This is a genomic window from Streptomyces sp. LN549, assembly GCF_043203805.1.
Classification (GTDB): Bacteria; Actinomycetota; Actinomycetes; order Streptomycetales; family Streptomycetaceae; genus Streptomyces.
Genome location: NZ_JAZHRI010000002.1, coordinates 7550519 through 7575488 on the forward strand (window position 1 = coordinate 7550519; position 24970 = coordinate 7575488).

General features: G+C 69.2%; 20 protein-coding genes and 1 pseudogene. 11 read left to right on the forward strand and 10 right to left on the reverse strand.

Annotated features, from left to right (window positions below):
- Positions 1-353 precede the first annotated feature (353 nt).
- From SH922_RS33710 to SH922_RS33730, 5 genes are all read left to right on the forward strand, one after another.
- Positions 354-2231: an amidohydrolase gene (locus tag SH922_RS33710; RefSeq protein WP_393063758.1), complete on the forward strand. Its 1878-nt coding sequence runs from the start codon at positions 354-356 to the stop codon at positions 2229-2231.
- A gap of 130 nt (positions 2232-2361) precedes the next feature.
- Positions 2362-3024, forward strand: coding sequence for a hydrolase (locus SH922_RS33715; RefSeq protein ID WP_393062347.1), 663 nt, complete (start codon positions 2362-2364; stop codon positions 3022-3024).
- 47 nt (positions 3025-3071) lie between these two features.
- The gene (locus SH922_RS33720) at positions 3072-3596 is read left to right on the forward strand and encodes a DoxX family protein (protein ID WP_393062348.1); all 525 of its coding nucleotides are present in this window, start codon (positions 3072-3074) and stop codon (positions 3594-3596) included.
- A complete protein-coding gene (locus tag SH922_RS33725) occupies positions 3577-4314 on the forward strand; it encodes a YoaK family protein (protein WP_363141810.1) in 738 nt (245 codons plus the stop codon). The genes SH922_RS33720 and SH922_RS33725 overlap by 20 nt, the downstream gene beginning before the upstream one ends.
- A gap of 337 nt (positions 4315-4651) precedes the next feature.
- Entirely contained in the window at positions 4652-6322 is a 1671-nt protein-coding gene (locus SH922_RS33730; RefSeq protein ID WP_393062349.1) for an MFS transporter, read from the forward strand.
- 135 nt (positions 6323-6457) lie between these two features.
- On the opposite strand, the gene SH922_RS33735 is transcribed toward SH922_RS33730, so the two are convergent.
- The 3 genes from SH922_RS33735 to SH922_RS33745 form a co-directional block, all read right to left on the reverse strand.
- Entirely contained in the window at positions 6458-8770 is a 2313-nt protein-coding gene (locus SH922_RS33735; RefSeq protein WP_393062350.1) for an ATP-binding protein, read from the reverse strand.
- 202 nt (positions 8771-8972) lie between these two features.
- Positions 8973-9314: a GNAT family N-acetyltransferase gene (locus SH922_RS33740; RefSeq protein ID WP_328952134.1), complete on the reverse strand. Its 342-nt coding sequence runs from the start codon at positions 9312-9314 to the stop codon at positions 8973-8975.
- Positions 9315-9324: 10 nt separating this feature from the next.
- A complete protein-coding gene (locus SH922_RS33745; protein ID WP_393062351.1) occupies positions 9325-10305 on the reverse strand; it encodes a pirin family protein in 981 nt (326 codons plus the stop codon).
- 120 nt (positions 10306-10425) lie between these two features.
- Here SH922_RS33745 and SH922_RS33750 point away from each other — a divergent pair, with 120 nt between their 5' ends.
- Positions 10426-10932, forward strand: a complete 507-nt coding sequence (locus SH922_RS33750; RefSeq protein ID WP_393062352.1) for a carboxymuconolactone decarboxylase family protein — start codon at positions 10426-10428, stop codon at positions 10930-10932.
- A gap of 354 nt (positions 10933-11286) precedes the next feature.
- Positions 11287-13542: a helix-turn-helix domain-containing protein gene (locus SH922_RS33755; protein ID WP_393062353.1), complete on the forward strand. Its 2256-nt coding sequence runs from the start codon at positions 11287-11289 to the stop codon at positions 13540-13542.
- A gap of 338 nt (positions 13543-13880) precedes the next feature.
- On the opposite strand, the gene SH922_RS33760 is transcribed toward SH922_RS33755, so the two are convergent.
- The 7 genes and pseudogenes from SH922_RS33760 to SH922_RS33790 all read right to left on the reverse strand — a co-directional run bounded on the left by SH922_RS33760 (position 13881) and on the right by SH922_RS33790 (position 21585).
- Positions 13881-14870: an alpha/beta hydrolase gene (locus SH922_RS33760; protein ID WP_393062354.1), complete on the reverse strand. Its 990-nt coding sequence runs from the start codon at positions 14868-14870 to the stop codon at positions 13881-13883.
- A 158-nt stretch (positions 14871-15028) separates the two neighbouring features.
- Positions 15029-16069: a helix-turn-helix domain-containing protein gene (locus tag SH922_RS33765; protein WP_393062355.1), complete on the reverse strand. Its 1041-nt coding sequence runs from the start codon at positions 16067-16069 to the stop codon at positions 15029-15031.
- A gap of 1062 nt (positions 16070-17131) precedes the next feature.
- A complete protein-coding gene (locus tag SH922_RS33770) occupies positions 17132-17851 on the reverse strand; it encodes an alpha/beta fold hydrolase (RefSeq protein ID WP_393062356.1) in 720 nt (239 codons plus the stop codon).
- Between the two features lie 190 nt (positions 17852-18041).
- Positions 18042-18352: pseudogene (locus tag SH922_RS33775) on the reverse strand (alpha/beta hydrolase); the annotation flags it as partial.
- Positions 18313-18909: a helix-turn-helix transcriptional regulator gene (locus tag SH922_RS33780; RefSeq protein ID WP_393062357.1), complete on the reverse strand. Its 597-nt coding sequence runs from the start codon at positions 18907-18909 to the stop codon at positions 18313-18315. The gene SH922_RS33780 and the pseudogene SH922_RS33775, both read right to left, overlap by 40 nt.
- 325 nt (positions 18910-19234) lie before the next feature.
- On the reverse strand, positions 19235-20101 hold the full coding sequence (locus SH922_RS33785) for an alpha/beta fold hydrolase (RefSeq protein WP_393062358.1): 867 nt from the start codon (positions 20099-20101) through the stop codon (positions 19235-19237).
- A gap of 227 nt (positions 20102-20328) precedes the next feature.
- On the reverse strand, positions 20329-21585 hold the full coding sequence (locus SH922_RS33790) for a PucR family transcriptional regulator (RefSeq protein WP_393062359.1): 1257 nt from the start codon (positions 21583-21585) through the stop codon (positions 20329-20331).
- Between the two features lie 675 nt (positions 21586-22260).
- On the opposite strand from SH922_RS33790, the gene SH922_RS33795 reads away from it, so the two are divergent.
- From SH922_RS33795 to SH922_RS33810, 4 genes are all read left to right on the forward strand, one after another.
- On the forward strand, positions 22261-22653 hold the full coding sequence (locus tag SH922_RS33795; RefSeq protein ID WP_393062360.1) for an SsgA family sporulation/cell division regulator: 393 nt from the start codon (positions 22261-22263) through the stop codon (positions 22651-22653).
- A gap of 97 nt (positions 22654-22750) precedes the next feature.
- The gene (locus tag SH922_RS33800) at positions 22751-23866 is read left to right on the forward strand and encodes an LLM class flavin-dependent oxidoreductase (RefSeq protein ID WP_393062361.1); all 1116 of its coding nucleotides are present in this window, start codon (positions 22751-22753) and stop codon (positions 23864-23866) included.
- Positions 23863-24543, forward strand: a complete 681-nt coding sequence (locus tag SH922_RS33805; protein ID WP_393062362.1) for a CE1759 family FMN reductase — start codon at positions 23863-23865, stop codon at positions 24541-24543. The genes SH922_RS33800 and SH922_RS33805 overlap by 4 nt, the downstream gene beginning before the upstream one ends.
- Complete coding sequence (locus SH922_RS33810) at positions 24540-24875, forward strand: WhiB family transcriptional regulator (RefSeq protein WP_393062363.1); 336 nt, start codon at positions 24540-24542, stop codon at positions 24873-24875. The genes SH922_RS33805 and SH922_RS33810 overlap by 4 nt, the downstream gene beginning before the upstream one ends.
- Positions 24876-24970 lie beyond the last annotated feature (95 nt).

The window sequence follows — 24970 nt, forward strand, 5'->3', positions numbered from 1 at the left end:
CTCACCACGCTAAAACACAGAAGGCGGCGGAGATTGACCACCAGTGCACTGGCGCTGACCTCGCAGCGCATGGAGGGGGATGGCAGTGCACTCGAGGAACGAATCCAGTGCACTACCGGGACACTCGGACGCTTGCGCTCGGAATAGCCTGATGGCGAAGAAGTTGCGGGCCGCCGGGGCCCGGGCCTGTGCATTGCATGAGAGCCCGCCCGGAATCTACTTCGGCTGGGCATGGACGCAGTAAGCGCGAGTGTCCCGGTCCTTTTCCGCCAGTTGCTTTCTCCCCGTTGGAAGTCGATGCAGATGAAATCGACGCTGTTCACGCCTCAGGAGGTTGTCGAAAGGTGTCCACGATGCCGGTCGGTGGGCTGGTTCCCAGCGCCACCGACAACCCTGCGGACCTCGTCGTCCGCAATGCGAAGATCCATACCGGAGACCCGGGTCGCCCGAAGGCCGAGTCCATCGCCATACGTGACGGTGTCATCGTCGTCGTCGGCGACGACAAGGACGTGGCTGCCCATGTCGGCCCGGCCACGAAGGTGGTCGACGCCCTCGGCCGCCGGATGATTCCCGGCCTCAACGACTCCCACCTCCACGTCATCCGAGGCGGACTCAACTACGTGCTGGAGCTGCGCTGGGACGGCGTCCCCACGCTGCGCCAGGGACTGGCGATGCTGCGTGAGCAGGCGGCCCGAACGCCGAAGGGCCAGTGGGTACGGGTGGTGGGGGGGTGGTCGGCCGAGCAGTTCGCCGAACGGCGGCTGCCGACCGTCGCCGAACTGAACGCCGCCGCGCCGGACACTCCGGTGTTCGTCCTGCACCTGTACCAGTCGGCGGTGCTCAACCGGGCGGCTCTCAAGGCCGCCGGATACACGAGGGACACTCCCGACCCCAAGGGCGGCCAGATCGTGCGGAGCCGGGACGGTGAGCCCACGGGCATGCTGCTGGCCGCCCCGAGCGCCCTGATCCTCTATTCGACGCTGGCCAAGGCCCCGGTGCTGGAGGGCGAGGACAAGAAGACCTCCACCCGTCATTTCCTGCGCGAACTCAACAGGTTCGGGCTCACATCGGCGATCGACGCGGCGGGCGGATTCCAGAACTTCCCCGACAACTACAGCACGGTCGTCGAACTGGCCAAGGCCGGTCAACTGTCGCTGCGCATCGCCTATCATCTCTTCCCGCAGACCGCCGGCCAGGAAGTCGAGGACCTTGCCCGCTGGATCGAAATGGCCCGGCCCGAGGACGGGGACGAATGGCTGCGCCTCAATGGCGCAGGAGAGAATCTCACCTGGGCGGCGGCCGATTTCGAGAACTTCAACCAGCCGCGGCCGGAACTCGCCGATTATGAATCGGAATTCGAGAAGGCTGTACGGCTCCTCATGGAGAACGGCTGGGGATTCCGGCTGCACGCCACATACGATGAGACCATTCGCCGCGACCTCGCTGTATTTGAGAAGCTTGCCGCGGATGGGCTCTTCCCGGCCGGGAACCGGTGGCTGTTCGACCATGCGGAGACCGTTTCCGCAGACAGCCTCGACCGGGTCGCGGCTCTCGGTGGCGCCATGTCCGTGCAGAACCGGCTGTCCTTCCAGGGCGAGGCGTTCGTAAGCCGCTACGGCCCCGGCGCAGCCGCGGACGCCCCGCCGATCCGGGCCATGCTGGAGCGCGGCCTGACGGTCGGCGCCGGCACCGACGCCACCCGGGTCTCCACCTACAACCCGTGGATCGCCCTGCACTGGCTGGTCACCGGCCGGACCGTCGGCGACCTGATCGTCCGCCCGCCGCACAACCGGGTCGACCGGCAGACGGCGCTGGCGATGTTCACCGAGGCGGGTGCCTCCCTGACCGGCGAGGAGAGTGTCAAGGGTGTCCTGCGCCCGGGCTTCCTCGGCGACTTCGCGGTCCTGTCCGAGGACTACTTCACTGTGCCCGAGCCGGAGATCGCCCACATCGAGTCCCTGCTGACGGTCGTCGGCGGCCGGATCGTCTACGCCGCCGCCGAGTACGAGGGCCTTGACGAGCAGCTTCCGCCGGTCAGTCCCCAGTGGAGCCCGGTCGCGCACTTCGGTGGCTACCAGGCCACACCGAGCACGGGCCTGTCAGGCGCCCGCCAGGCCGAGTTGCTCGGCCAGGCCGCCGCCGAGTCGGAGCAGCACCGCCAGTGGCGCGCCAGCCGCGGCCTGGCTCCGGAAACCGAGAGCACGTTCTTCGACCCCTGCTTCTCGCTCTGAACTTCCGGGAGGGGCCCGGTCACGAGCCGCCCCTCCCGGGACACCACCCCAACCGGCCCCGTCCCACGGACGGTTGCTCTCAACAGCGGACACCCGTCCGCGATCTCCCCACCCATCGAAAGGCTTTCTCATGGTCAACATCTCCGACGTCACCGCGGCCCCCGGCCCCGACCTGCTGACCCCCGACAACTGCGCCGTGCTGTTCGTGGACCACCAGCCGCAGATGTTCTTCGGCACCGGTAGCGGCGACCGCACCGCGATCATCAACTCGACCCTGGGACTGGCGAAGGCCGCCAAGGTCTTCGACGTGCCGGCCGTGCTGAGCACCGTGGCGGCCGAGTCCTTCTCAGGACCGATCATGCCGCAGCTGGCCGCTGTCTTCCCCGAGAAGGAGATCATCGACCGCACCACGATGAACGCCTGGGAGGACGTCGCCTTCGTCGAGGCCGTCAAGGCGACCGGCCGCAAGAAGCTCGTCATCGCCGGTCTGTGGACCGAGGTCTGCGTCGTACTCCCCACCCTGTCCGCCATTTCTCAGGGGTACGAGGTCTATGTGGTCACCGACGCTTCCGGCGGTGTCAGCCCGCAGGCGCACGAGCACGCCATTCAGCGCATGGTCCAGGGTGGCGCGATTCCGGTCACCTGGGTGCAGGTGCTGCTCGAGCTCCAGCGTGACTGGGCGCGGACCGAGTCGTACGTCCCCGTCACGGAGGTGGTGAAGGAGCACGGCGGCGCCTACGGCCTCGGGCTCGTCTACGCACAGGCGGTCATGGGCGCCCACGCGGCCGGCTGACCTCGTCACACGGATATTGACGGAACGTCAGGAACAGGCAGGAACGAATGAACACCGGACTATTGGTCCTCCGGCTGGTGGTGGGTCTCCTCATCGCCGGGCATGGAGTGCAGAAGGTCAGTTTCCGGCTGGACGGCAACGGTCTGGCGGGCGGAACCGCGGAGTTCCGGCACGACGGCTTCCGCGGCGGCCGGCTCACCGCGCTCGCCGCGGGCACAGGCCAGATCGGCGCAGGCCTGTTCCTGGCGTCCGGACTGCTCACTCCCGCGGCGGCGATGGTCGCCGTGGGAGTGATGACGGTCGCCGGCACCGTCAAATGGCACAACGGGCTCTGGGTCCAGAACGACGGCTACGAGTACCCGATGGTTCTCGTCGTGGCCTCCGCGGTGCTGGCCCTGACCGGCCCGGGCCGCTGGTCGGCCGACAACCTCCTCGGGTTGACCCCCTGGCCGTTGTGGATCTGCCTGGCGACCATCGGCATCGGCCTGGCCAGCGGACTGCTCACCCGAGTGGTACTGCACCGCCCGCCCGCACCCGGTGAGAGGACTCCGCATGTACAAGCTGTTGACTGACGCTGCCCGCACGTTGGTCCCGCCGAAGGGGGACCGGCACGGTCCGCTGCCGCCGCTGATGCTGACGCTGACCGTGGTGACGGGGCTGGTCGACGCCGTGAGCTATCTGTCGCTCGGGCACGTCTTCGTGGCCAACATGACCGGCAACGTGGTCTTCCTGGGGTTCGCTCTGGCAGGTGCCCAGGGACTGTCCGCGTCGGCGTCCGTCGTATCGATGACCGCGTTCCTCGCCGGCGCGCTGGCGGGAGGCCGGTTCGGCACCCGGTTCGCGGCACATCGTGGGCGGCTGCTGACCATTGCCACGGCACTGCAGGCGGTGCTCGTGGCGGCGGCCGTCATCACGGCTGCCGCCTCCGACGGCAGGATGACCACGACGGTCCAGTACACCCTGATCGTGCTCCTCGGCCTCGCCATGGGGATGCAGAACGCGGTCGCCCGGCGTCTCGGCGTCCCGGACCTCACCACGACCGTGTTGACGCTGACCCTGACGGGGCTGGCCGCGGACTCCACCCCGGCCGGTGGGCCGGCGCCCCGGCCCGGCCGACGGATCCTGTCCGTGCTGGCCATGTTCCTGGGAGCGTTCGCCGGTGGCATGCTCCTGCTGCACGCCGAGTTCGCCCTCACCCTGGGCCTGGTGCTGCTGCTGCTCGCGGTGACCTCCGTAGCCGCCCATCGCCTCTCGTCCTCCGACGCCGCCTGGACCCGGCCGCTGTCGTGAACGCGGCGTGGCCCCTCACCCGAATCGCGGGTGCGGGGCCGACGCCTTCCTCCGTCCACGAGGCAGGACATCCCGGACGACCTGCTCAGGGCCGACGTAGGGCCCTCGACAACGTCTGCTTCCAGGACGACGTCCTGTCCGCGGGCACGAAGCTGTTTCCCGGGGGTCGCACCGCGAGGCGGGACCGGCCTCACTGCGCCCAGGGGCCACAGACGGTGCGTTCTCGGTCAACCGGCTCACACCGACCGCTCCTACATTGACCATCGGCTACGCCCGTACGGCGCCTGGGACATTGCCGGATGCACGGCGTCGCGTCCCGATTCCGGCCTGGACCAGCATGCGCGCAGTACCGTCAGCGAAAGACCGCCGTCCGGCCCCGGTTTCTGCCTGGGCCCCGTTCGCCGCGCGCGTCTTTCGCGCGCTGTGGATCGCGCAACTGGTCTCCAACATCGGCAGCTGGATGCAGACAGTGGGCGCACAGTGGCTGCTGGTCGGGCACAGTGCCGCACTGGTGACCCTCGTGCAGACAGCTTCCAGTCTCCCCGTCGTGCTGCTGGCCCTGCCCTCGGGCGTGCTGGCTGACCGCTACGACCGCCGCAGGGTGCTGCTGGCCGCGCAGTTCGCCATGCTCGCCGTCTCCACTGTGCTTGCCGTGCTGGCATTCGCGGATGAGCTCACTCCCGAGCTGCTGCTCGGCCTCACCTTCCTGCTGGGATGCGGCACCGCTCTGATGGGCCCGGCCTGGCAGGCGATCCAGCCGGAGCTCGTGGCACGCCGCGAGTTGGGACAGGCGGCCGCGCTCGGTGCCGTGAACATGAACCTGGCCCGCGCCCTCGGCCCGGCATTCGGTGGAGCGGTGGTTGCGGCAGCGGGCGCGGGCTGGGTCTTCGCCTTCAACGCCGCGTCCTACCTCGGCATCGCGGCCGTTCTCACCTTCTGGCGGCGGCCGCCGGTTCAGGAGCCCCTGGCTCAGGGCGAGAGACTCTGGACGGCCCTTCACGCCGGCCGCCGCTACGTCTGGTACGCGCCCGGAGTCCGTCGAGTCCTGCTGCGGACGGTGCTGTTCATCCCCGGCGGCGCCGCGCTGTGGTCGCTGCTTCCTTTGGTGGCGAGCCGTTCCCTGGGCCTGGGCTCGGGAGGGTACGGGTTGCTGCTCGGCGCGGTCGGTGTCGGTGCCGTGGGTGGGGCCTTCATCCTGCCCGCCGTGCGTCGCGCTCTCGGCGCCAACGGCACTCTCGCCGCAGGTGCCGTCGTCTTCGCCGGGGTGCTGGCGGTCCTGGCCACGGTGCGGATCCCCTGGCTCGCGGTGGTCGCGTTGCTGCCGGCCGGCGTGGCCTGGATCGGTGTGCTGTCGACCCTCAACGCGGCCCTCCAGACGAGGTTGCCGGGCTGGGTCAGGGCCCGGGGACTCGCCGTCTATCTCCTGGTATTCCAGGGCGGCCAGGCGCTTGCGGCACCCGTGTGGGGTGCGCTGGCCGACGGGCCGGGGCTGACCGTCTCCCTCCTGGCCGGCAGCGGGTTGCTCCTGGCCGGCGTGGTAGGTGCGCGCCGCTGGCCGCTGCACGGCATGGACGGCATCGACCCGACTCCGTCCGATCATTGGCCCGTTCCGCCCTTGGTGTTCGAGCCCGGACCGTCCGACGGCCCTGTGCTGGTCTCCGTGGCGTACCGGGTCGACGCATGGAACAGGGCCGCCTTCACCGCTTGCATGGAGCACGTGGCCCGTTCGCGTCGGCGTACGGGAGCCCTCACGTGGGGGCTCTTCCAGGACGGCACCGATCCGGAGCGATTCGTTGAGAACTACCTGGTCGGCTCGTGGGCGGGGCATCTCGCCCAGCACCACAGCAGACTCACGGCTACCGATCGCGGTGACGAGGAGCGGGCCCGCAGCCTGCTGGTGGAGGGCACCGCACCGGAGGTGACCCATGCCTTCGATGCCGCCGCGGGGCCCGTGGTGCCCGGAACGGAGAAGACGGATCGGGGTGGCGACGCTCACCGGACCGGGTGAGGGCGGGGCGCCGGCCCTCGGCGCCGGTCTCGGAGGCTGACACCCCAGGACCGAGGACGTCGGTCGCGCATGTGATCCGACCGCCAAGTCCTGGCAACGGGATCCCGGCCCCGGCCGCCAGGCATGGGATTTGGCCTACTCGGTTCCGCTCGTACGGCAGCCCGCCGAGCCGAGCGCCGGGGGCGGTGCTTGGTGGGCGTCGAGGTCGGCGAGGCGTTCGCGGGCCTCGGTGAGGCTGGTGGGGTCGGCTGCCTTGCCGAGGCCTACCGACCGGGTGAAGGCATCCCGAGCCTCGTCGCGTTGCCCGGCGGCCAGCAGTGCGTCGCCGAGGCGCACCAGGGTGCGGCTTTCCAGACCGTGGTTGCCGCTGTCCCGCCAGAGGTCCGCGGCGGTGCGCAGGTGGTCGGCGGCCTCGCACCAGTTCTCAAGAGCGGTGTGGGCCAGGCCGATGTTCATCTGCAGCGTCGTACGGGTGAAGGCGGCGATATGGGGTTCGATGCGGTCGCCGGCGTGATCCAGGAAGTCGAGCGTGCGCAGGATCTCCGTGATGGACTCCTCGTGCCGGCCCCCCAGGGAAAGGTTCTGGGCGGTGTTGCTCCTGGCCTGCAGAGTGCCGTGGAGGTCACCTGCGGCCTCGAAGAGCCTGGCCGTCTCGCGGTTGTGCGGTGCCGCCGCAGTGTGGTCGCCGAGCAAACCGAGGGCCCAGGCACTGTAGTAATGGGCCCAGCCCTGCTGGGGGAGGTCTTCGGCGCGCTGGGCGGCGGCGAGGGCCTGGGCGGAGCGCTCGACGCTGTCGAGGTGGCGGCCCTCGCAGATCAGCAGGGCCCAGGCGTGGTAGTTCAGTTGGGTGGCTTCGACGAGCGGGTCCCCGAGGGCCTGGGCGCAGCGGACCGCGGTTCGGAAGACTTCGGGCCAGTGTCCCCAGAAGATCCACTGGTCGGAGAACCAGTGCAGGGCCTCGGCGACCTCCACGACGGTGACGTGGTCCCCTGCCGCGGCGGCCGCGCGAAGGGCGGCGAGCCAGTTGTTGCCCTCGGCCTGGAGCCACCTGCGGGCGTGTTCGGCGGTGGACAGGTCGACGGTGCCCTGCCAGGTGGGGGGTGGGGCGCCGTGGTCGGGTTCGTACCAGCGCCCGGCCACGACCGCGGTGTCGAGCAGCCAGCGGTGCAATGCCGACCGGGCCGCCTCAGCGTTCCCGTCGGGCTCCTCGGCCTGCAGCCGGCTGCGGGCGTACAGGCGCAGCAGGTCGTGGAAGCGGTAGCGGTCCTGGTCGGTTCCCAGCAGTCCGGTCTCGACCAGTTCCTCGAGGGTGTCCTCGGTGTCGAACAGTGGCTGCCCGGTCAGCTGGGCGGCACCGGCGGCGCCGACATCGGGGCCGTCGACCAGGGCCAGCAGCCGGAACAGGCGGGCTGCTTTGGGGGTGAGCTGGCGGTAGGACAGCTCGAAGGCCGCCGAGAGATGCAGGTCACCGGCGGTCAGGGTGTCCAGGCGGCGCTCTTCGAGCGCGAGACGGTCGGCGAGGCGGCGTACGGTCCAGCCGGTGCGGGTGGCGAGCCAGTTTCCCGCCACACGCAGGGCCAGCGGCAGATGCGCACACCGCTGGGCGACCTCGGCGAGCGCGGTCGGGTCGGCATCCGCGCGCTCCTGGCCGACCAACGTGGTGAGGAAGGCGGCGGCTTCCGCGGGGGAGAGCTCGCCGAGGGGCAGGCGGTGGACGCTCTCCAGGCCGGTGAGCATCCTTCGACTGGTGATCATCACCATTCCCGCGCCGGCGCTCGGCAGGAGCGGGCGGACCTGCGCTTCGTCGCGGGCGTTGTCCAGCACGAGCAGGCAGCAGCGTTCGGCCAGCGCCTGCCGGTACAGCTCCGGGTGGCCCTGCGGGCCGGCCTTGGCCAGGTCCCGGTCCGCCACCCCCAGCGCCTTCAGGACACGGAGTATCAGCTCGGCCGGGCCGGGCGGGGTGTCGTCCATGCCGCGCAGGTCGACCATGAGCTGCCCGTCGGAAAAGCGGTCGGCCAGCGCTCGGGCGGCGTGCAGTGCCAGAGTGGTCTTGCCCGTCCCCGGCGGTCCGGGAAGCGCCACTACCACCGGCTGTCCGGAGGCTGCCTGCTCGGCCAGTGCCGTCAGCCGTGTCAGCTCCGCCTCCCGGCCGACGAAGTCGTGGATGCCGCGCGGGAAAGCGCGCACCCCGACCGCACTGTGGCGGGGTTTGCGGCCGGTCCGGGCGGCGGCCAGCAGACGCTCCCGCTCCGCCTCGCCCAGCCCCAGCCCGTCAGCCAGCGCGGCGACCGTTCCCCGCTGTGGAGTCGCCCGCCGCCCCCGCTCGAGATCCCCGATCCCGCGGACACTCACCCCCGACGCCTCCGCCAGCGCCTCGATCGTCAGAGACGCCTTCAACCGCGACTGCCGCAACAGCGCCCCGAACCCCTCACCACCCACGTCGGCCACCCGACCCCACCTGTTCCCTCACGTCGTCCACGCCCGAACCGCTGGTGCCCGAACAAGGCGGGGCGTCCAGCGGCGAGGAAGACTTTACGGCGGCTGACCAGGGGCACCGGCCCGGCGGGCCCGCTGCCGGAACCCCGAGAGCGGCCCGCCGGGCCGCGGGCGCACGCGGCAGGAGCGCGGGGAGAGGGCGGCGGCGCGGCGGTCAGTGCTGAAGCTCGGTCTCCAGCCACTGCAGGGCTTCGGGGGTCACGGGGTCGGTGATGTCGGCGAACTCGTCGTGCTTCTTGAGGAACTTTGCCACGTAGGGGCAGACCGGCACGATGCGCTTCCCGGAGGCGCGTACGTCGGTCAGGGCCTGCTGTACGAGTATCGCGGCCAAGCCCTGTCCGGCGAAGGCGTCGTCGATTTCGGTGTGGTAGAAAACACGCTGCTCATCTCGGTCTCGGTAGGCGGTGAGGCCTGCGGTTCTACCGTCGACCAGGATCTCGTAACGGTGCTTGGCGTTCACTCGCCGGACAGTGGGGGCGGCGGCGGGCTGATTCATGGTGTGCCTTTCAGTGACGCGTCGGGTTGGTGCGCGGTGCGATGGTGGCGTTCGGCAGGGCGGGCGCGGGCAGACGGTCGCCGTCGTACGATTCGACGCTGCCGAAGCGGTCGGACGCGTTCTGCCATGCCGTCCTGGCTTCGGCGATGTCTTCGTGGCTGCGGCCGATGAAGTTCCACCACATGACGATCTGCTCTTCGAACGGTGTCCCGCCGAGCAGGACCGCCCGAGCGGGGGTGTCCGTCTCGTTCGTCAGCGTCAGTGTGTCGTTTCCCGTGCGCAGGTATCCGAGTTCCGTCGGCCGAAGGGGTGTTCCGGAGATTCGGACATTCCCTCGGTCGACCAGCAGGCCGTACTCGAAGGCGGGATTCACCGGGAGTGTCGTCGTCGAGCGTGGCTCGAGGAGAAGTTCGGCGCCGAGCAAGGGAGTGAACGTCCGCACCGGAGAGGTGTCGCCGGCCAGAGACCCCAGGAACACTCTGATTTCCGCCCCGCCCACCCGGACCGGGCTCGGGACGTAATGCCGGAAGTCGCGGCCGGTGTGCCGGTGCTCTCCGGGCAGAGCCACCCACAGCTGCACGCCGTGCAGGACCGTGGTGCGGGTGGTGGAGACTTCCGTATGGCTGATGCCGTACCCGCCGGTCATGAGGTTCAGCTCACCGGGCCGCACCAATGCGTGGGTGCCCATGCTGTCACGGTGCTCGATCTCTCCGCCGAACAGCCAGCTCACGGTCTGCAGGCCGGTGTGGGGATGGGGAGCGACGTCCATGCCGCCGGTGTCGGCGACGTCGTCGGGGCCGTAGTGGTCGATGAAACACCAGGCCCCGATCAGTGTGCGGGCACGCTGCGGCAGCGTCCGTCGGACCGTCATCGCTCTCGGTCCGCCCAAAGGGACGTCCCGCGCGGTCAGCACGTCGACCCGCGGGGCGGCCTCGCCGTGCTCCACGGCACCCCCGAGCAGGCCGGTGGGATCCGTGTCGACGTTGCTCATCGCACTCCCTCTCACCCGAAGGTGATTTCATATTCAACAATAATGCCTGATAGTAAGTCCATGCCCCGCACTTGCACGGCAGACCGAGCGAGGGCGCAAGCGGCCCTGAAGGAGCCCACGTTGAGTTACGCCACAGCAGTCCCCGCGAGCCGTCGGGTCTTCATCGACAAGCAGAGCCCCAAGGCCTACCGCGCACTGGTCGAGGCGGCCGATGCGGTCCGCGCGGTCGCCGACGAGGCGGGCCTGGACCGCCGCTTGGTGGAGCTGATCAACCTCCGCGTTTCCCAGCTCAACGGCTGCGCCTTCTGCCTCGACGTGCACACGAGGGCCGCGCTGCGCGCCGGTGAGACCACCCAGAGGCTGGGCGTGCTGGCTGCGTGGCGCGACACCGAACTGTTCACGGAGCGGGAACGCACGGCCCTCGCCCTGGCGGAGGTGACCACCGATCCGGCGAACGCGGTCGCGCAGGACGGCGCATACGAACAGGCTCGCCAGGTCCTCGACGAGGATGAGATCTCCGCGGTGATCTGGGTGGCGATCACCATCAACGCGTTCAACCGGGTCTCCGTCCTGAGTAAGCACCACGTCCGCAGGATCCCCTCGACACCCGGATCCCCACGTGAGTGATCACCACCTCGTTCGCGGGTGAACACCGTCCGGACGACGGTCGATAGGGCCGAGCTGCTCCGCCGGCCGGACTGGCGCACGCGCTGTCCGAGCCGGGCGATGAGCCGCAGGCGTGCACAGCACATTAGCGGCGACCGCGGAAGGCACGTTGCCCGTCGGTGCACCACGTGTGGCCTGTCCGCGCCTCGGAGGGGGCGACGAACGCCTTTGCCTTGAACACCGGGTGCCGCCTGCCGATGGGCCGATGCCGTCCGTCCCCTCATCAGGTCGCGGGCACTCTGGCACCGCGGCCCTGAGGCCGTGACCTGGAGAAACACGCCTTATTCTTCCCTCGGGGGAGAACAGGGAGCGGTCGTGTCCGAAGAGAAGTCATTCGGGGTGGTGCTACGGGGTCTGCGGCAACGGGGCCGTTTGACGATGGAGGAGCTGGCTGAGGCCTCGGGCGTAAGTGTCCGGGCGATCGGCGACATGGAGCGGGGGCGTAGTCGGGTTCCGCAGCGGCGCACGGTGGTGGCGCTGGCGGAGGGGCTGGGGCTGGCGGATGCGGAGCGGGAGGCGCTGCTGGTTGCGGCGCGGGCGGCGCGTCCGACGCGTGCGATGGCGGCGGCGGGGACCGTGGTGCCGCCCCGGTCGGTGGGGGACTTCACGGGGCGTGATCGTGAGCTGGCGCGGCTGACGGAGGCCGCGGCCCGCGCAGGCGCCGGCGTGTGGGCGTCGGTCTCGGTTGTCTCGGGTCCTCCGGGGTGCGGGAAGACGACGCTGGCGCTCAAGGCGGCAGCAGATCTGGCAGGAGACTTTCCTGATGGGTGCTTCGTGGTCGACCTGCACGGAGTGGAGGGCCCTGTGGACCCGGGCGAGGCGCTGCTGAAGCTGCTGAGGGCCCTTGGAGTGCCCGATCGCCGGCTGGCGCAGGAGGATCCGCAGGGTCGTGCGGGGCTGCTGAGGGCGCTGTTGGCTGAGCGCCGGTGCCTGGTGGTCCTGGACAACGCCCGCGACGAGGGGCAGGTCCGTCCGTTGCTGCCCGGGGGAGGGCGGAGTCTTGTGCTGGTCACCAGCCGGCGGCCATTGACCGGGTTGGAGGATGTTGACCGGCTGGCGCTGTCGGAGATGGCGCAGCCGGAGGCGGTCGAGTTGCTGCGCCGGATCCTGGGCGAGGCGCGTGCTGATGCGGAAGCGGAGGCTGTGGCGCGGGTTGCGGAACTGTGCGGGCGTCTGCCGTTGGCCTTGCGGGTGGCGGGAAACTGGCTGACGGTCCGGTCCGGGTGGAGCGTTGACCATCTGGTCCGTCGCCTCGCCGACGAGGAGCGCCGACTGGGCGCCCTGGTCGCGGGTGATGTGCGGGTGGAGGCGGCGTTCGAACTTTCCTACCGGCAGCTGACCGGCCAGGCCGCCCGGATGCTGCGGCTACTGAGCCTGGTCCCGGGGCCGGACATGACCGCCGCCTATGGAGCGGCGCTGACCGCGACCGGCGTCTTCGAGGCCGAGGACGTGATGGAGGAGCTGGTCGAGGCCGGCCTGCTGCAGGCCACCTTCACCGGCCGCTACCAACTGCACGACCTCCTACGGCTCTTTGCCCGCGCCCACCTCTCCCGCGATGAGGAACCCGGCGAGCGGGAAGCGGCCGAGGACCGGCTGCGGACCTGGCTACTGGAGACGGCTGTGGTCGCCGGCCGCTGGTACAAGCCCGGGTACGGGGCGCCGCCATCCTCCTGGCAGGGGCTGGTCCCGCTGGAGAGTGCCGAACAGGCCCGGGCCTGGCTCCAGAGTGAGGCTCCCGCCTGGCTTGCCGCGCTGCGCAGCGCCGCCCACAGGGGTGAGCACACCCTGGTCATGGAGACCGCCGACGCCATGGGATGGTTCTGCGGCGTGTGGGTCTGGGGGCACTGGACCGAGGTCTTCCGTCTGTCCAGCGAAGCCGCCGCCGCACTCGACGACCCGTACCTGCAGGCTGTCCACCTCAACTACTGCGCCTGGGCCCTGAGTATCTGCGAGCACAGGGACCGGGAAGCCATCGAACGGGCCGACGAAGCGCTGCAATTCGCCCGCCGCGCCCAGGACGCCGCTCAGCAGGCCTGGGCGCTGATGTACGCAGTAACTCCCCACCGGCGGTTCGGCGAACTCCAGGAGGGTTTCGACAAGGTTCGCGCCGCTGCCGACCTGTTCGAAGCCGCCGATGATCACGATGGCTGGATCGGAGCCATAGGCGTGTACGGAGGCTGCCTGCGCGACCTCGACCGTGCCGAGGAAGCCCTGGTCCAGCACGAGCGCGTCATCGTTTTCCTCGATGCGCCCAAATGCCCGGTGACCGGGCACGCCGCCGACACCTACCGCGCCATTGCGACCGGCGCTCTCGGTCACGACTACGCCGCCCTGGGGCGATGGCACGAGGCCGCCGACTTCTATCGCAGTACTGTGGTTCAGTCCCACCGCACTGGCCAGACCATCCTGGAGGGACTCACGCTCCTGGGTCTGGGTGAGGCCCTGACCGAACTGGGAGAAGCCGAGGAAGCGCGCTCCTGCTTCCGTCAGGTCCTCGCCCTCGGTGACGCGGCCGACAGCAGCCAACTGAAGACAGCACAGGAGCTCCTGGACGCGCTCCCTGCCGAGTGAGCAACGCCCGCCGACGCGGGCGGCCGTTTGGGACGTCGATGCAGGACTTGAACAACCCGCTGAAGATCGGCGTCGCGGCGATGACGCCGCCCGCGCCGTTCATCGCCTCCACCGCCGCGCGCAGCGCGGGGCCGGGGAAGCCGGTCACCAGGTTGTGAGCGATGCCGACGGCCGGCTCCCCAGTCGTCTTCATCGCTATCGGGCGGTTGCCGCGGCTCGTACCGGTCCGTTCTCCGTCCCACCGCCGCACCCCAGGCCGACCCGCCACGGGCGCCTGCCTGCTCGCGAACGGGGGAGGTGCTCTGCGCGCGCCTCCGTTCACCTGGCCCCGGAAGGAATCAGCCGCGGTGTCGGTGCAGGGCGACGTGCACGGTGTCGAGGGCCTGGGTGAGAGCTGCGCGGGCGGCGTCCGTGTTGCGCAGCGGATCGAGCACCATGAAGCCGTGGATCGTCCCGTGGTACCGCATGGAGACCACCGCGACGCCGGCCGCCCGGAGCTTCGCCGCATAGGCCTCACCCTCGTCGCGCAGCACGTCGGCCTCGCTGGTGACCACCAGCGCGGGAGGGAGTCCGGTGAGCTGCTCCAGGGTCGCCTGCAGCGGTGATGCGGTGGCCTCGCTGCGCTGCCGCGCATCGGGCAGGTACTGGTCCCAGAACCAGCGCATGGTCTCGCGACCGAGGAAGTAGCCCCTGGCGAACCGCTGGTACGAGGGGGTGTCGAAGTCGGCGTCGGTGATGGGGCAGAGCAGCACCTGCTGCAGCAGCCGCACCCCGCCGCGCTCCTTGGCGAGGAGGGTCAGTGCCGCCACCAGGTTGCCGCCGGCCGAGTCGCCCACGGCGGCCATCCGGCTCCCGTCCAGGCCGATCTCGCCGCCTTGCTCGCAGATCCATTTCGCGACCGCGTAGCACTGCTCGATGGCGACCGGATACTGCACCTCGGGGGCGCGTTCGTACTCGACGAAGACCACAGCCGCGTCCGTACCGAGGGCGAACGCGCGCACCAGGCGCTCATGGGTGCCGGCATCACCAAGGACCCAGCCCAGCCCGTGCAGGAACAGCACGACCGGGATTTTGCCGACGCTGTCGGCGGGCTTGACCACCTTCACCCGTACGTGACCGGTCGGCCCGCCCGGCAGTGCGAACCACTCCGTGGAGGTGTCCTGCTCGTCTGGCGGACCGTCCTCGCCCTGCAGTCGGACCAGGTCCAGCCGGGCCTGTTCCAGGTCCGGGTCGTGCCCCGACGGTGGGCAGGCGTGCCTGTCCACGAACGCTCGGGTGGGGTGGTCCAGGACCGGGTGCCGAAGGGGCGAACGGGGGAAGTCGGTCACACCGTCTCCTGCCGAGAGGGCCAAGGGAAGAACTTGGAAGAAGGGTTGTCCGGCGCACCGAATGCATGGTCGCGAGGCGGCAAGCGATGCTGTGGCTGCCGGGCCGGGGAAGTGCCCGCCGGGGCGCGGGGCAGCCCGCACGGCTCCGAGCGGGCACCCTACCCCCTGGAGGGTGCAAGGTCAGCCCCCGGTCGGTCGGCCACCGTGGACGATGGCACAGGCCTGCCCACGGGAGACAGCGCGACGTCGTCCTGGAGGGTGCGCAGGTTCCGCCATTCACGGGGGGAGACGCCGTAAGCGGCGCGGAAGGCCCGGCTGAAGTGGGCGGGGTTGACGAAGCCCCACCGCTGGGCAACGGCGGACACGGTGGGGGCTGCCCTGCCGCGGCGGGCCAGTTCGCGGCCGCACTCCTCCAGGCGCCGTTTCTGGATGAGCCGACCGACGGTGGTCCCCTCGCCTTCGAACAGACGGTGGAGGTACCGGATGGAGATCCGGTGCGCCCGGGCGATGCTCTCCGGCGACAGGTCCGGGTCGCTCAGGTTCCGGTTGATGTGGTCGCGGACGCGTAGGAGCAGGTGGCTGCGGGCGGTGTCCTCGGCGTCCGTGCCGCTCGGGTGGGCCCGCTCGGTGATCAGGGTGGCGAACAGGTCGACGACATTGCCGGCCAACCGGTCCGCGACGGCCGGCGGGTAGGCGTCCGGCGAGGCGGCCAGGGAGGCCAGGAACGGGAGCAGTACCGCGCCGAAGCCGTTCCTGGTGCCGATGGCATGACCGGTGACCTGCCGGATGTCGCTGTCCGGCACGCCCAGCATGCGGCGGGGCAGTTGGAAGACGTGGGTGGCGAACCGCTGCGGATAGTCGAAGGAGTACGGTCGGCTCCTGTCGCACACCACGAGGTCTCCCTCACCCACCTCGGCCCGCCGGCCGTCCTGGATGAAGGTGGCCGTGCCCGATATCTGGACACCGACGGCCACCAGCGCCTCGGACGAGCGGGCGATCAGTGCCGGAGTGCGGCTGACGCGCTCCGCGTCGGCCTCCATGGTGGAGACCTGGAGATACCCGAGTCGGTTGGTGACGATCCGGGCGTCGAAGAGGCCGTCGCCGTGCGGGGTCACGGCCACCGGCACCAGCGTCCTGTTCACCGCATCGTTCCAGTAGGCGACCCTGTCCTGGTCCGGCACCGAGGTGGTCGTCAACACCGAGCTCAATTTGCTCCTCTTTCAGGAAAGTGACTCAGGGGCTGCAACGGACGGCTGGACCTCCCCGGAAGGCGGGGCCGGTGTCCGGCAGGAACGGGCGGCTCGTTGTACGGGCAGCAACTTCGCTGGAGAGCGCAACCGGCCTGCTTCGGCGAGGTCTGGGTTCCCGCCCGCAAACACAGCCAACCAGGGGAGCGCGTCGGTCTCCAGGCAGAACCACAGGCAGAAATGGCGGGAGCAGACAGCCACATCCGGTGCCAGGAGGTCGGCGTCGACGACGTCGGGCGTTTCTCCCGGCAGTGGCGACCGCACTGAGGAATCCGGATACCCGGGACGTCCGCGCCGGCCCCTTCCAGGCGTCCAGGACGTCGTATGCCTGTCCGACGGTGCTGAAGTCCTCTCCCCACATGGTCAGTACGGGGCAGTCGATGAGATGGCCGGCGTCCTCGCGGTCCCGGGCGACGTCCTGGGGTGCGGCACGGAAGTCCTGCAGGACCCCCGCACCGCACCCGGCCGTTGGTAGGCGCGTACGTAGACGGCTGTCCCTCGGGAGTGCGCATGTCCGGGTTGTACGACCAACTCCGGTAGAAGTGCTGAGCCAGATGTCCTCACGGCCGGCGATCAGGGCCTCGGGAAGGTCGGGCACGCCGAGGAAGGTGAAGAACCAGTACCCCTGCCGGGCGAGGTTCACATCGTAGGTATCGGCGATGACCCGGGTGGGGATGGTGTCCATGGCCACGAAACGGTGGATGCGGTCTGCCTGGTCCTTGGCGAACCAGGTGCCGACGCATGCCCCTCGGTCGTGGCCGATCAGAGCGATGCGCTCATGCCCCGGATGGTCCATCAGCGCCTACAACCGGACCGTTGGGCCGCCGCCGTCGGCCGACCGGAGAGTGGTGGAAGAAGAGTCGCTGTGGGATGTGGCCCTGCTGGCGATCCCCGGCAACTGGAGGGAGCCGAGCCAGGCGAACAGTGGTACGCCGCCCACCGGGCGAGGCGTGCGGTCAACCGCTGCAAGGCGGAAGATCCTGCCTCGCACTTCCACGTCACGCGGCTACGGCATCAACTCGTCGCGCGGACGGCGTCGCGGATCAGGTCCGCCACCGCCGTCGGCCGGGAGACGACGACCGCGTGGGAAGCGCCTTCCAGTTCTACGGTTGTCGCACCGGTCCGCTTGGCTCCGAAGCGCTCGATCTCGGGGTTGATCGCCTGGTCCGCGCCGGCCACGAGGGCCCAGCAAGGTTTCGTCCGCCAGGCCGCTGCAGAGGCCGCCTCGGTGAACGTCGAGGCAGCCAGAGGACGTTGCGAAGCCGCCAGCACCCTGGCGATGGACGGGGAGACGTCGGCGGCGAAGACTGAAGGGAATGCCTCCGGGTCGATGCTGACCTCGGTGGCGGTCTTCCCTCCGTCGCCCGGATAGGTCCACTGCTTCAGGCTGCCGACGAGCGGAGAAGCGGGAAAGCGGTCCTGCAACTCGCTGAGGCTTTCGCCCTCTTCGAGGGCATAGGCGGCGACGTAGACGAGTCCGACGACGTTGTCCGCAGTGCCCGCCACGGTGATCAGCGCACCACCGTAGGAGTGGCCGACCAGGATGACCGGACCGTCGATCTGGGAGACCAGAGAGGCCAGGTAGGCGGCGTCGCAGGTCAGGCCGCGCAGTGGGTTGGCCACCGCGAGAACGGCGATGCCGTCGCGCTGGAGTTCGTCGATGACGCCGAGCCAGCCCGCGGCGTCGGCGAAGGCGCCGTGCACGAGGACGACCGTGGGAGTAGCAGGAGACATGTGAGGACTCTTTCTTCTCACACCGTGTTCAGTGCGGTGTGCAGGGTGTCGATGACCGGAGTGATTGCTGTCTCGGCGGCGCGGGTGTCTTGGCCTGAGGGCCGTCCCGTAATCCCTGGTGGATCAGCGCGCGTCGTCAGATGCGGTGCATCGCAAGGCGGAGGGACGTCCGCATGCCGTCGCGGCGCAGGAAGTAGCCCTTTGCGGAGAGGTCGTACTCGGGGTGGACCACGGCGGCGTTCGCGCCGACGGCGAGTTCCTGTACGAGGCGGTCGTGGGTGTGGGCGTTGCCGAACACCCAGCCCGCGCCGTGGATGCAGAAGATGACGGGCAGGGGCCCTTCCATGCCGGCGGGGCGCACGATGCGCGCGAGGACACTGCCTGTCGGACCACCCGGCACAGTGATCCACTCCTCGTCGATCAGCGGCTCGTCGGCCCCTCGGCGGCACCGGGCTCAGGTGTCAGAGATTCCGTCCCTGGACGGAAGCCGAGACCTGCCATGCGCTGGGCGACTCGCCGTAGGTCTGGCGGAAGAGACGGCTGAAGTGGGAGGGGCTGGCGAAGCCCCAGCTCTGCGCGACCGCGGCCACGGAGCGCCTGCGGTTCGACAGCCGACCGAGGTCGAGTCGGCAGGCGGCGAGCCTGCGCTGCCGTACATGCGTACTCACCGTCGTACCCTCGCCCTGGAACAGTTTGTGCAGGTAGCGGACGGATATGTGGTGGGCGCGCGCGATCGACTCCGGCGACAGGTCTGGGTCCATCAGGTTCTCTTCGATGTACGACCGTATGCGGGCCAGCATCTCGCTGCCGTTCTCGGGGGAATCGGACCGGTAGGGCGCGAGGAGTTCGGCAACGAGCAGTGCGATGACGTCCACGGCGTTGAGGGCGAGCCGCTTGCCGTTCGTCGAGTTCCACAGCCCGTCCTCGCCGATCAGTGCGGCCAGGAACTTCGACACCAGTGCCGCGACGCCACCGGCTCCGCTGACCCGGAGGCCCGTCAGGTGCCGTACCTCGGCCTGCGCGATCCCCAAATAGGAGCAGGGGATGCGGAAGAACACGAACTCATTGCCGCGTATCAGGTGCTGGGGGTGCAGAGCATCGAGGAAAACAAGGTCCCCGGCCGCCGGCGAGGGCTGAGCTTCTCTATTCGAAGACGTCTCCGTCGGGGGGCATTTGAGTCCCAGATACAGGCATGCGTCACCTCCTTTCCGCGATGCCCAGGGAAGCGTTCTGCAGTGCCCGGAATCCGCGTCTCGCAATATTTCCGTACTGTGCTGTTCTGTGTTTTCGGGCATGTTTGAAATGACCGACCTGGTCACTGTGGGCTCCAGTCGTGCCGTTGTTCGTCAAAGTGATGTGAAGTGCCCGCACATTGCGCGGGATTTACATGATCGCGACGGAAGGGGCCTCGTCCGCCACTGCTGAAAGGAAGGTGTCTACCACCGCGTTGAAGGCAGGCGGGTTTTCGAGGAAGGGGAAGTGGGAGTTCGCCACACTGGCCGGGAAGACATGGAGACGCGCGCCAGGGATGAGGCCGGCGATGAACTGTTGTGAGGCTGGACTCACATGGCTTCCCTCGCAGCCGATCACCAGGGTCGGTACGTCCACTCGGGGAAGGACGTCGCGCCAGTCCTGCGCGCAGTGGTCGTAGAGCAGGGGCACCCCGGCGTAGGACGGGGTCGACTTGATCTGTTCCACGACGAACGCGATGAGGTCGCGGTCGGGGTCACCGGAGAACATGCCGCGTACGAAGTCGTCACGCACCCGCCCGCCGTCCGGGCCGGCCAGTGCGGCGCCGAGTTCCAGCAGTTCGGCCACATCGAAGATAGCGCCGGAGTCCCGCTGCTCCTCGGGGGTCAGCCAGGGAACGGCCGCCACGGCCGCGGGCTGGTCCACAGCGACGAACCGGCGGATCCGGCCGCTGCCGTACTGGTCGATGAAGCTCCACCACACCGAGGCACCCATTGACCAGCCGAGCGCGTCGAAGCGATCGAGGTCCAGGTGATCGACGAGGTCGAGGACGTCATGGGCGAGCCGGGCGATGCGGTAGCCGTGCCGCGGTTTCTCCGAGAGTCCGTGGCCCCTGAGGTCCAGTGTGATGACGCGGCGGGCCGGAGCGAGACCGTCCATCTGATGCCGGAACATCTCCTGGGTCTGTCCCCAGCCGTGCAGCATGACCAGGGGAACGCCCTCACCCCCGCTGTCCCGGTAGGTCAGCCGAACGCGGTCGTTCGTCGTCAACTCGCCCATGGTCCCCGCCTCATTCTCATGCCAAGCCTTCACGGCGCATCTTGCTCCGCTGTGTCGGCAACCCACGCGACGGCCGGCCGACGTCGTCGTCGGCTCGTGCCTGAACCTATTGTCGTTCGATCAGGTCCGTCGCCACCACCGCGCTCCGTAGGGATCGGTCGAGGAAAACCACGTCACTTCGTAGCAGCGGACCCGACAGGCGGGGCAGGGGGAGGCGGTCGGTCCGTTCAGCCGGCGGTGGCGTGCCCGTCCGGCTGCAGCAGTGCCCGGATGCGCAGGCCAAGGTGCAGGACCAGTCGGTCCGCGCCGCTGTCCAGGTCCAGCCCGGTGATCTCCTGGATCTGCCGCAGCCGGTAGTACAACGAGGTGCGGTGGATATGCAGTGCTTCCGCGGTCCTCGGAACCGAGCCGGCGTGCTCCAGGAAGGACTGCAGGGTCTCCTCCAGACGATGTCCCTGTCCTCCGGCGGCCGCGAGCAGGGCCCGCAGCGGCTTCGGCAGCAGGGATGCGTTGAGGGCGTGATCCGGAAGCTGAAGGAGGACCGCGAACTCCCCCAGTTCCTCCCATTCGCCGACGCGCTCGAAGTGGGGCATCCGTCGGGCCGCGCGCGCTGCCACGAGTGCCTGCTCGTAGGAGACCCACGCTTCGGCCACGCCGGTCTGACGCCCTCCGATCCCGAGCACGGGAGCGGCGGCGGCGTCCAGGAAGGTGTCGAGGGCTTCGACGATCCGACGGGACTGCTCTTTCAGTTCCTGCGGATCCGGCGGCTGCTTGCTCAGCTGGAGCAGGACCGCGCTGTCGGTGGTGACCGCGACTGCGCCGTGCGCCCACCGCGTGCGGCGGAACCTCTCCAGCGCAGCACGCAGCGCAATCTCGACCTGCCCGGGTGGCTCGTGGGAACGAGCCACCTGCACGACGCTGACCACGGCGTGCGGGGCGTTCGGGAGCACGCCGGTGTCCAGGATCTGCTGCTGGGCAGCACGGCGCGCGGTGGGGCTCGTGTCGAGCAGGGCCCAGGGCAGTTCCTGCGCGCCGCTCTCCTCGGCCTGTTCGGCCACATGTTCCGAGTACATCTGGGCTGCGATGCCCTGGGCCGACCTGGCGATGGCGGCCGTCTCGTCCACTGTCAGGTTCCTGTCGGCGGAGACGACCATGAGCAGGCCGAGAAGGTGCCCGCGTTCTCGCAGCGGCACGCAGTAGCGCGGAAGAAGTCCCAGGTCGTCTCGGCCTTCGATGTACCCCGGCTTCGCCCACTGGGCAACACCCTGGTCGAGTACGTACCGGATGATCTCGCTGTCCGCGAGGCCCTGCAACAGGCTGCGGATGCGTACCGGGTCCGCGTCCTCGAAGTGCCTGCTGGAGCAGATGAACCTGACGAGCGGGTCGTCGAGGACCACGGAACGCTGCAGCCTCTCGGCCAGCTCCTCCACGAGTTTCTGCAGTGCGTCGCTCCCCACCCGAGCCCGTTGCAGCCGTTCTGTCATGGTGATCCTTCCTTGGATCTTCTTTCTACAAGGCGTGAATCCGAGACTCCAAATTTTCGACAGTGTGAGGTGCGGCACCCCACCCGTCCCGTGGTGTCCGATTTATGACCGTTGGTAGTCGCATATGGCCGACACGGACGGCTGTGCGGAAACGGACCGGACACTTCTGGCCCACGGATGGCGACCTGCGTCGGGGCGAGAAGCCGGGCAGCGTGGCGGCGCGGTGTTGTACGGCTGCTGTCTTCTGCTGACCGAGCCGCTGGTGCAGGACTTTCCGTCGCGGGGCGGGCGAAGGGGGCATCGGCCCGTCGTCGGGCGAGGCGCAAGGTCGGCGACGGGGTTCAGGGCGTCGCCCACGACCCGTACGTGCGGCGCACTCCTGCGCGGGTCGGACGGTCGACGTCCCGCTCGGCAACGGTCTGCTCGGGCAGCGTGGCGAATCCCCGCCGGATTCCTGCCGTCACGGCACTGCGGCGTTGCCAAAAGGGCTGCCGGTGGGGCGGTGGCATTCACGGAGACGTGAGGCCGACCGTAGTTCTTTCACGGGCAATACTCCGTGCGTTCCTCGGCAACCCGTAGCGGCCACCGGAATTTATGGTCGGGCGTAGAAAACCGCTTCTGCAATCGTTCTTTGGGGCAACCATGATTCAGCGTCTCAGCACGGTCACGTGCCCAGTGGCGACGTACGTCAGCGATCTGAAGGGGCTGTCCGCTCCGCTGTCCGCGGACCTGCACTACGACATGGCGGACCCTTATGCCATCCGCCTTTCCATCGGCGTGCCGATGGAAAGACCCGTCGACTGGGTCTTCGCTCGCGAGCTGCTGGCCGAGGGGCTGCACCGGCCGACCGGGTCCGGTGACGTGGTGGTCATGCCGTGGCACCACCCCCATCCGGACTCTCTACGTGTCGTCTTGAGGAACCGCTCCGGCACAGCGTTGGTCGAGATGGCGGCTTCGGAGGTTGCCACGTTCCTTCGCCGGACCTTCGTGCTGGTGCCCGACGGAGCGGAAAGCCACCACGTGGACCTCGACCGCGCCATCAGTGAGCTCACAGGCACAAGCGGATGACGGAGACGACGGCCCCGGTCCACCGTGACGGGCGCCCAGGACGTGCACAGCACTACAGCCGTCCACTCAACCCGTATGTACCCGAGAGGAATTCCGCGTGACCCAGAAGAGCGAAACGACTTCCACACAGTTCGGCATCTTCACCATCGGTGATGTCACCCCTGACCCGACCACGGGCCGCACGCAGACCGAGCGTGAGCGCATCAAGGCCATGGTCGCTATCGCGCTGAAGGCCGAGGAGGTCGGGCTCGACGTCTTCGCGACCGGCGAGCACCACAACACACCGTTCGTGCCCTCGTCGCCGACCACGATGCTCGGCTACATCGCGGCGCGCACCGAGCGGCTGATCCTGTCCACCTCCACCACTCTCATCACCACCAACGACCCGGTGAAGATCGCCGAGGACTTCGCGATGCTCCAGCACCTGGCCGACGGCCGGGTGGACCTGATGATGGGGCGCGGCAACACCGGGCCGGTGTACCCGTGGTTCGGCAAGGACATCCGCGAGGGCATCAACCTCGCCATCGAGAACTACGCCCTGCTCCACCGCCTGTGGCACGAGGACGTCGTGAGCTGGGAGGGCAAGTTCCGCACACCGCTCCAGAGCTTCACTTCCACGCCCCGCCCGTTGGACGACGTCGCGCCGTTTGTCTGGCACGGCTCGATCCGCTCCCCGGAAATCGCCGAGCAGGCCGCGTACTACGGCGACGGCTTCTTCCACAACAACATCTTCTGGCCGGCCGACCACACCAGGCGGATGGTCGAGCTCTACCGGAACCGCTACGCCCACTACGGGCACGGCACGCCCGAGCAGGCGATCGTCGGCCTGGGCGGGCAGGTGTTCATGCGAAAGAACTCGCAGGAGGCGGTGCGTGAGTTCCGGCCGTACTTCGATGCGGCGCCGGTCTACGGGCACGGCCCGTCGCTGGAGGAGTTCACCGAGCAGACGCCGCTCACGGTGGGCTCGCCGCAGCAAGTGATCGAGAAGACGCTGTCGTTTCGTGAGTACGCCGGTGACTACCAGCGTCAGCTGTTCCTGATGGACCACGCCGGGCTGCCCTTGAAGACCGTCCTGGAGCAGCTGGACCTGCTCGGCGAGGAGGTCGTGCCTGTGCTGCGCAAGGAGTTCGCGAAGGATCGTCCGGCGAACGTGCCGGACGCGCCGACTCACACGTCCCAGCTGGCCACCGCGAAGGCAGGAGTCCGCGCATGAGGCTCGTCGTCGTCTCGGCAGGACTGAGCGTCCCGTCCTCCACCCGGCTGCTCGGCGACCGGCTGGCCGCCGGGGCTGCCGGGCGGACCTCAGCGGACGTGACCGTGGTCGAGCTGCGAGACCTCGCCGTGGAGATCGCGCACAACTTCACCAACGGGTTCCCGGGGCGGGCGCTGGCCGCCGCCTTCGACGCGGTGGCGGCGGCCGACGGAATGATCGTCGTCACGTCGGTCTTCTCGGCGTCGTACAGCGGGCTGTTCAAGTCGTTCTTCGACGCGCTGAGCGTGCACGACGAGGGCGCCCTGGCCGGGAAGCCGGTGCTGATCGCCGCGACCGGCGGCACCGCCCGGCACTCCCTGGTCCTGGACCACGGGCTGCGCCCGCTCTTCGCCTACCTCAAGGCGGTCGTCGTTCCGACCGGGGTCTACGCAGCCTCAGAGGACTGGGGCGCCGAAGGGCTCGACGGCCGGATCGAACGGGCCGCGGGCGAACTGGCGGAATTGATGACCGGTTCGTCCACGGTCAGTCGGCCGGCCGGTGAGAGCCCCGCCGTGCTGCCCTTCGAGGAACAGCTCGCCGCGCTGAAGCCGCGGACCAGGGAAGCGCGTTCCGCGTCAGGTCCTGGAACTGCCCCTCCCTCATCAGTCCCGCAGGTACATGGAAGGAGCATCCGATGAAGGGACAGTCCAAGCCGCAGACCAAGCCGCTCCTGCGGGTATGGGAATGGCAGGCCGACGCCGCATGCCGTGGTTTGGACAGCTCAGTCTTCTACTCGCCGACCGGCGAGCGGGGCCATGCACGCCGTCGACGTGAGGAGGCGGCACGCGCCATCTGCCGGCGGTGTCCCGTAAGCGATCCCTGCCGCCTCTTCGCCGTGACATCCGATCAGAGATTCGGCGTCTGGGGCGGACGAACCGAGGCCGAGCGCCGCTCCGGGACCGACGCCGTTCGCCGGCCGGCCCAGCCCGAGGGGAGTGTCTCGGTTCTGGCTCTTCCAAGAACCTCGTAGGCGTTGATCGCTGCAGCGTTCCGCCGCGGTGATCTGTCAGCTTCTGCCAGGCTGGTGACGGTATGCAGTCGTGATCGCTTTCGTTGTATGCGAGA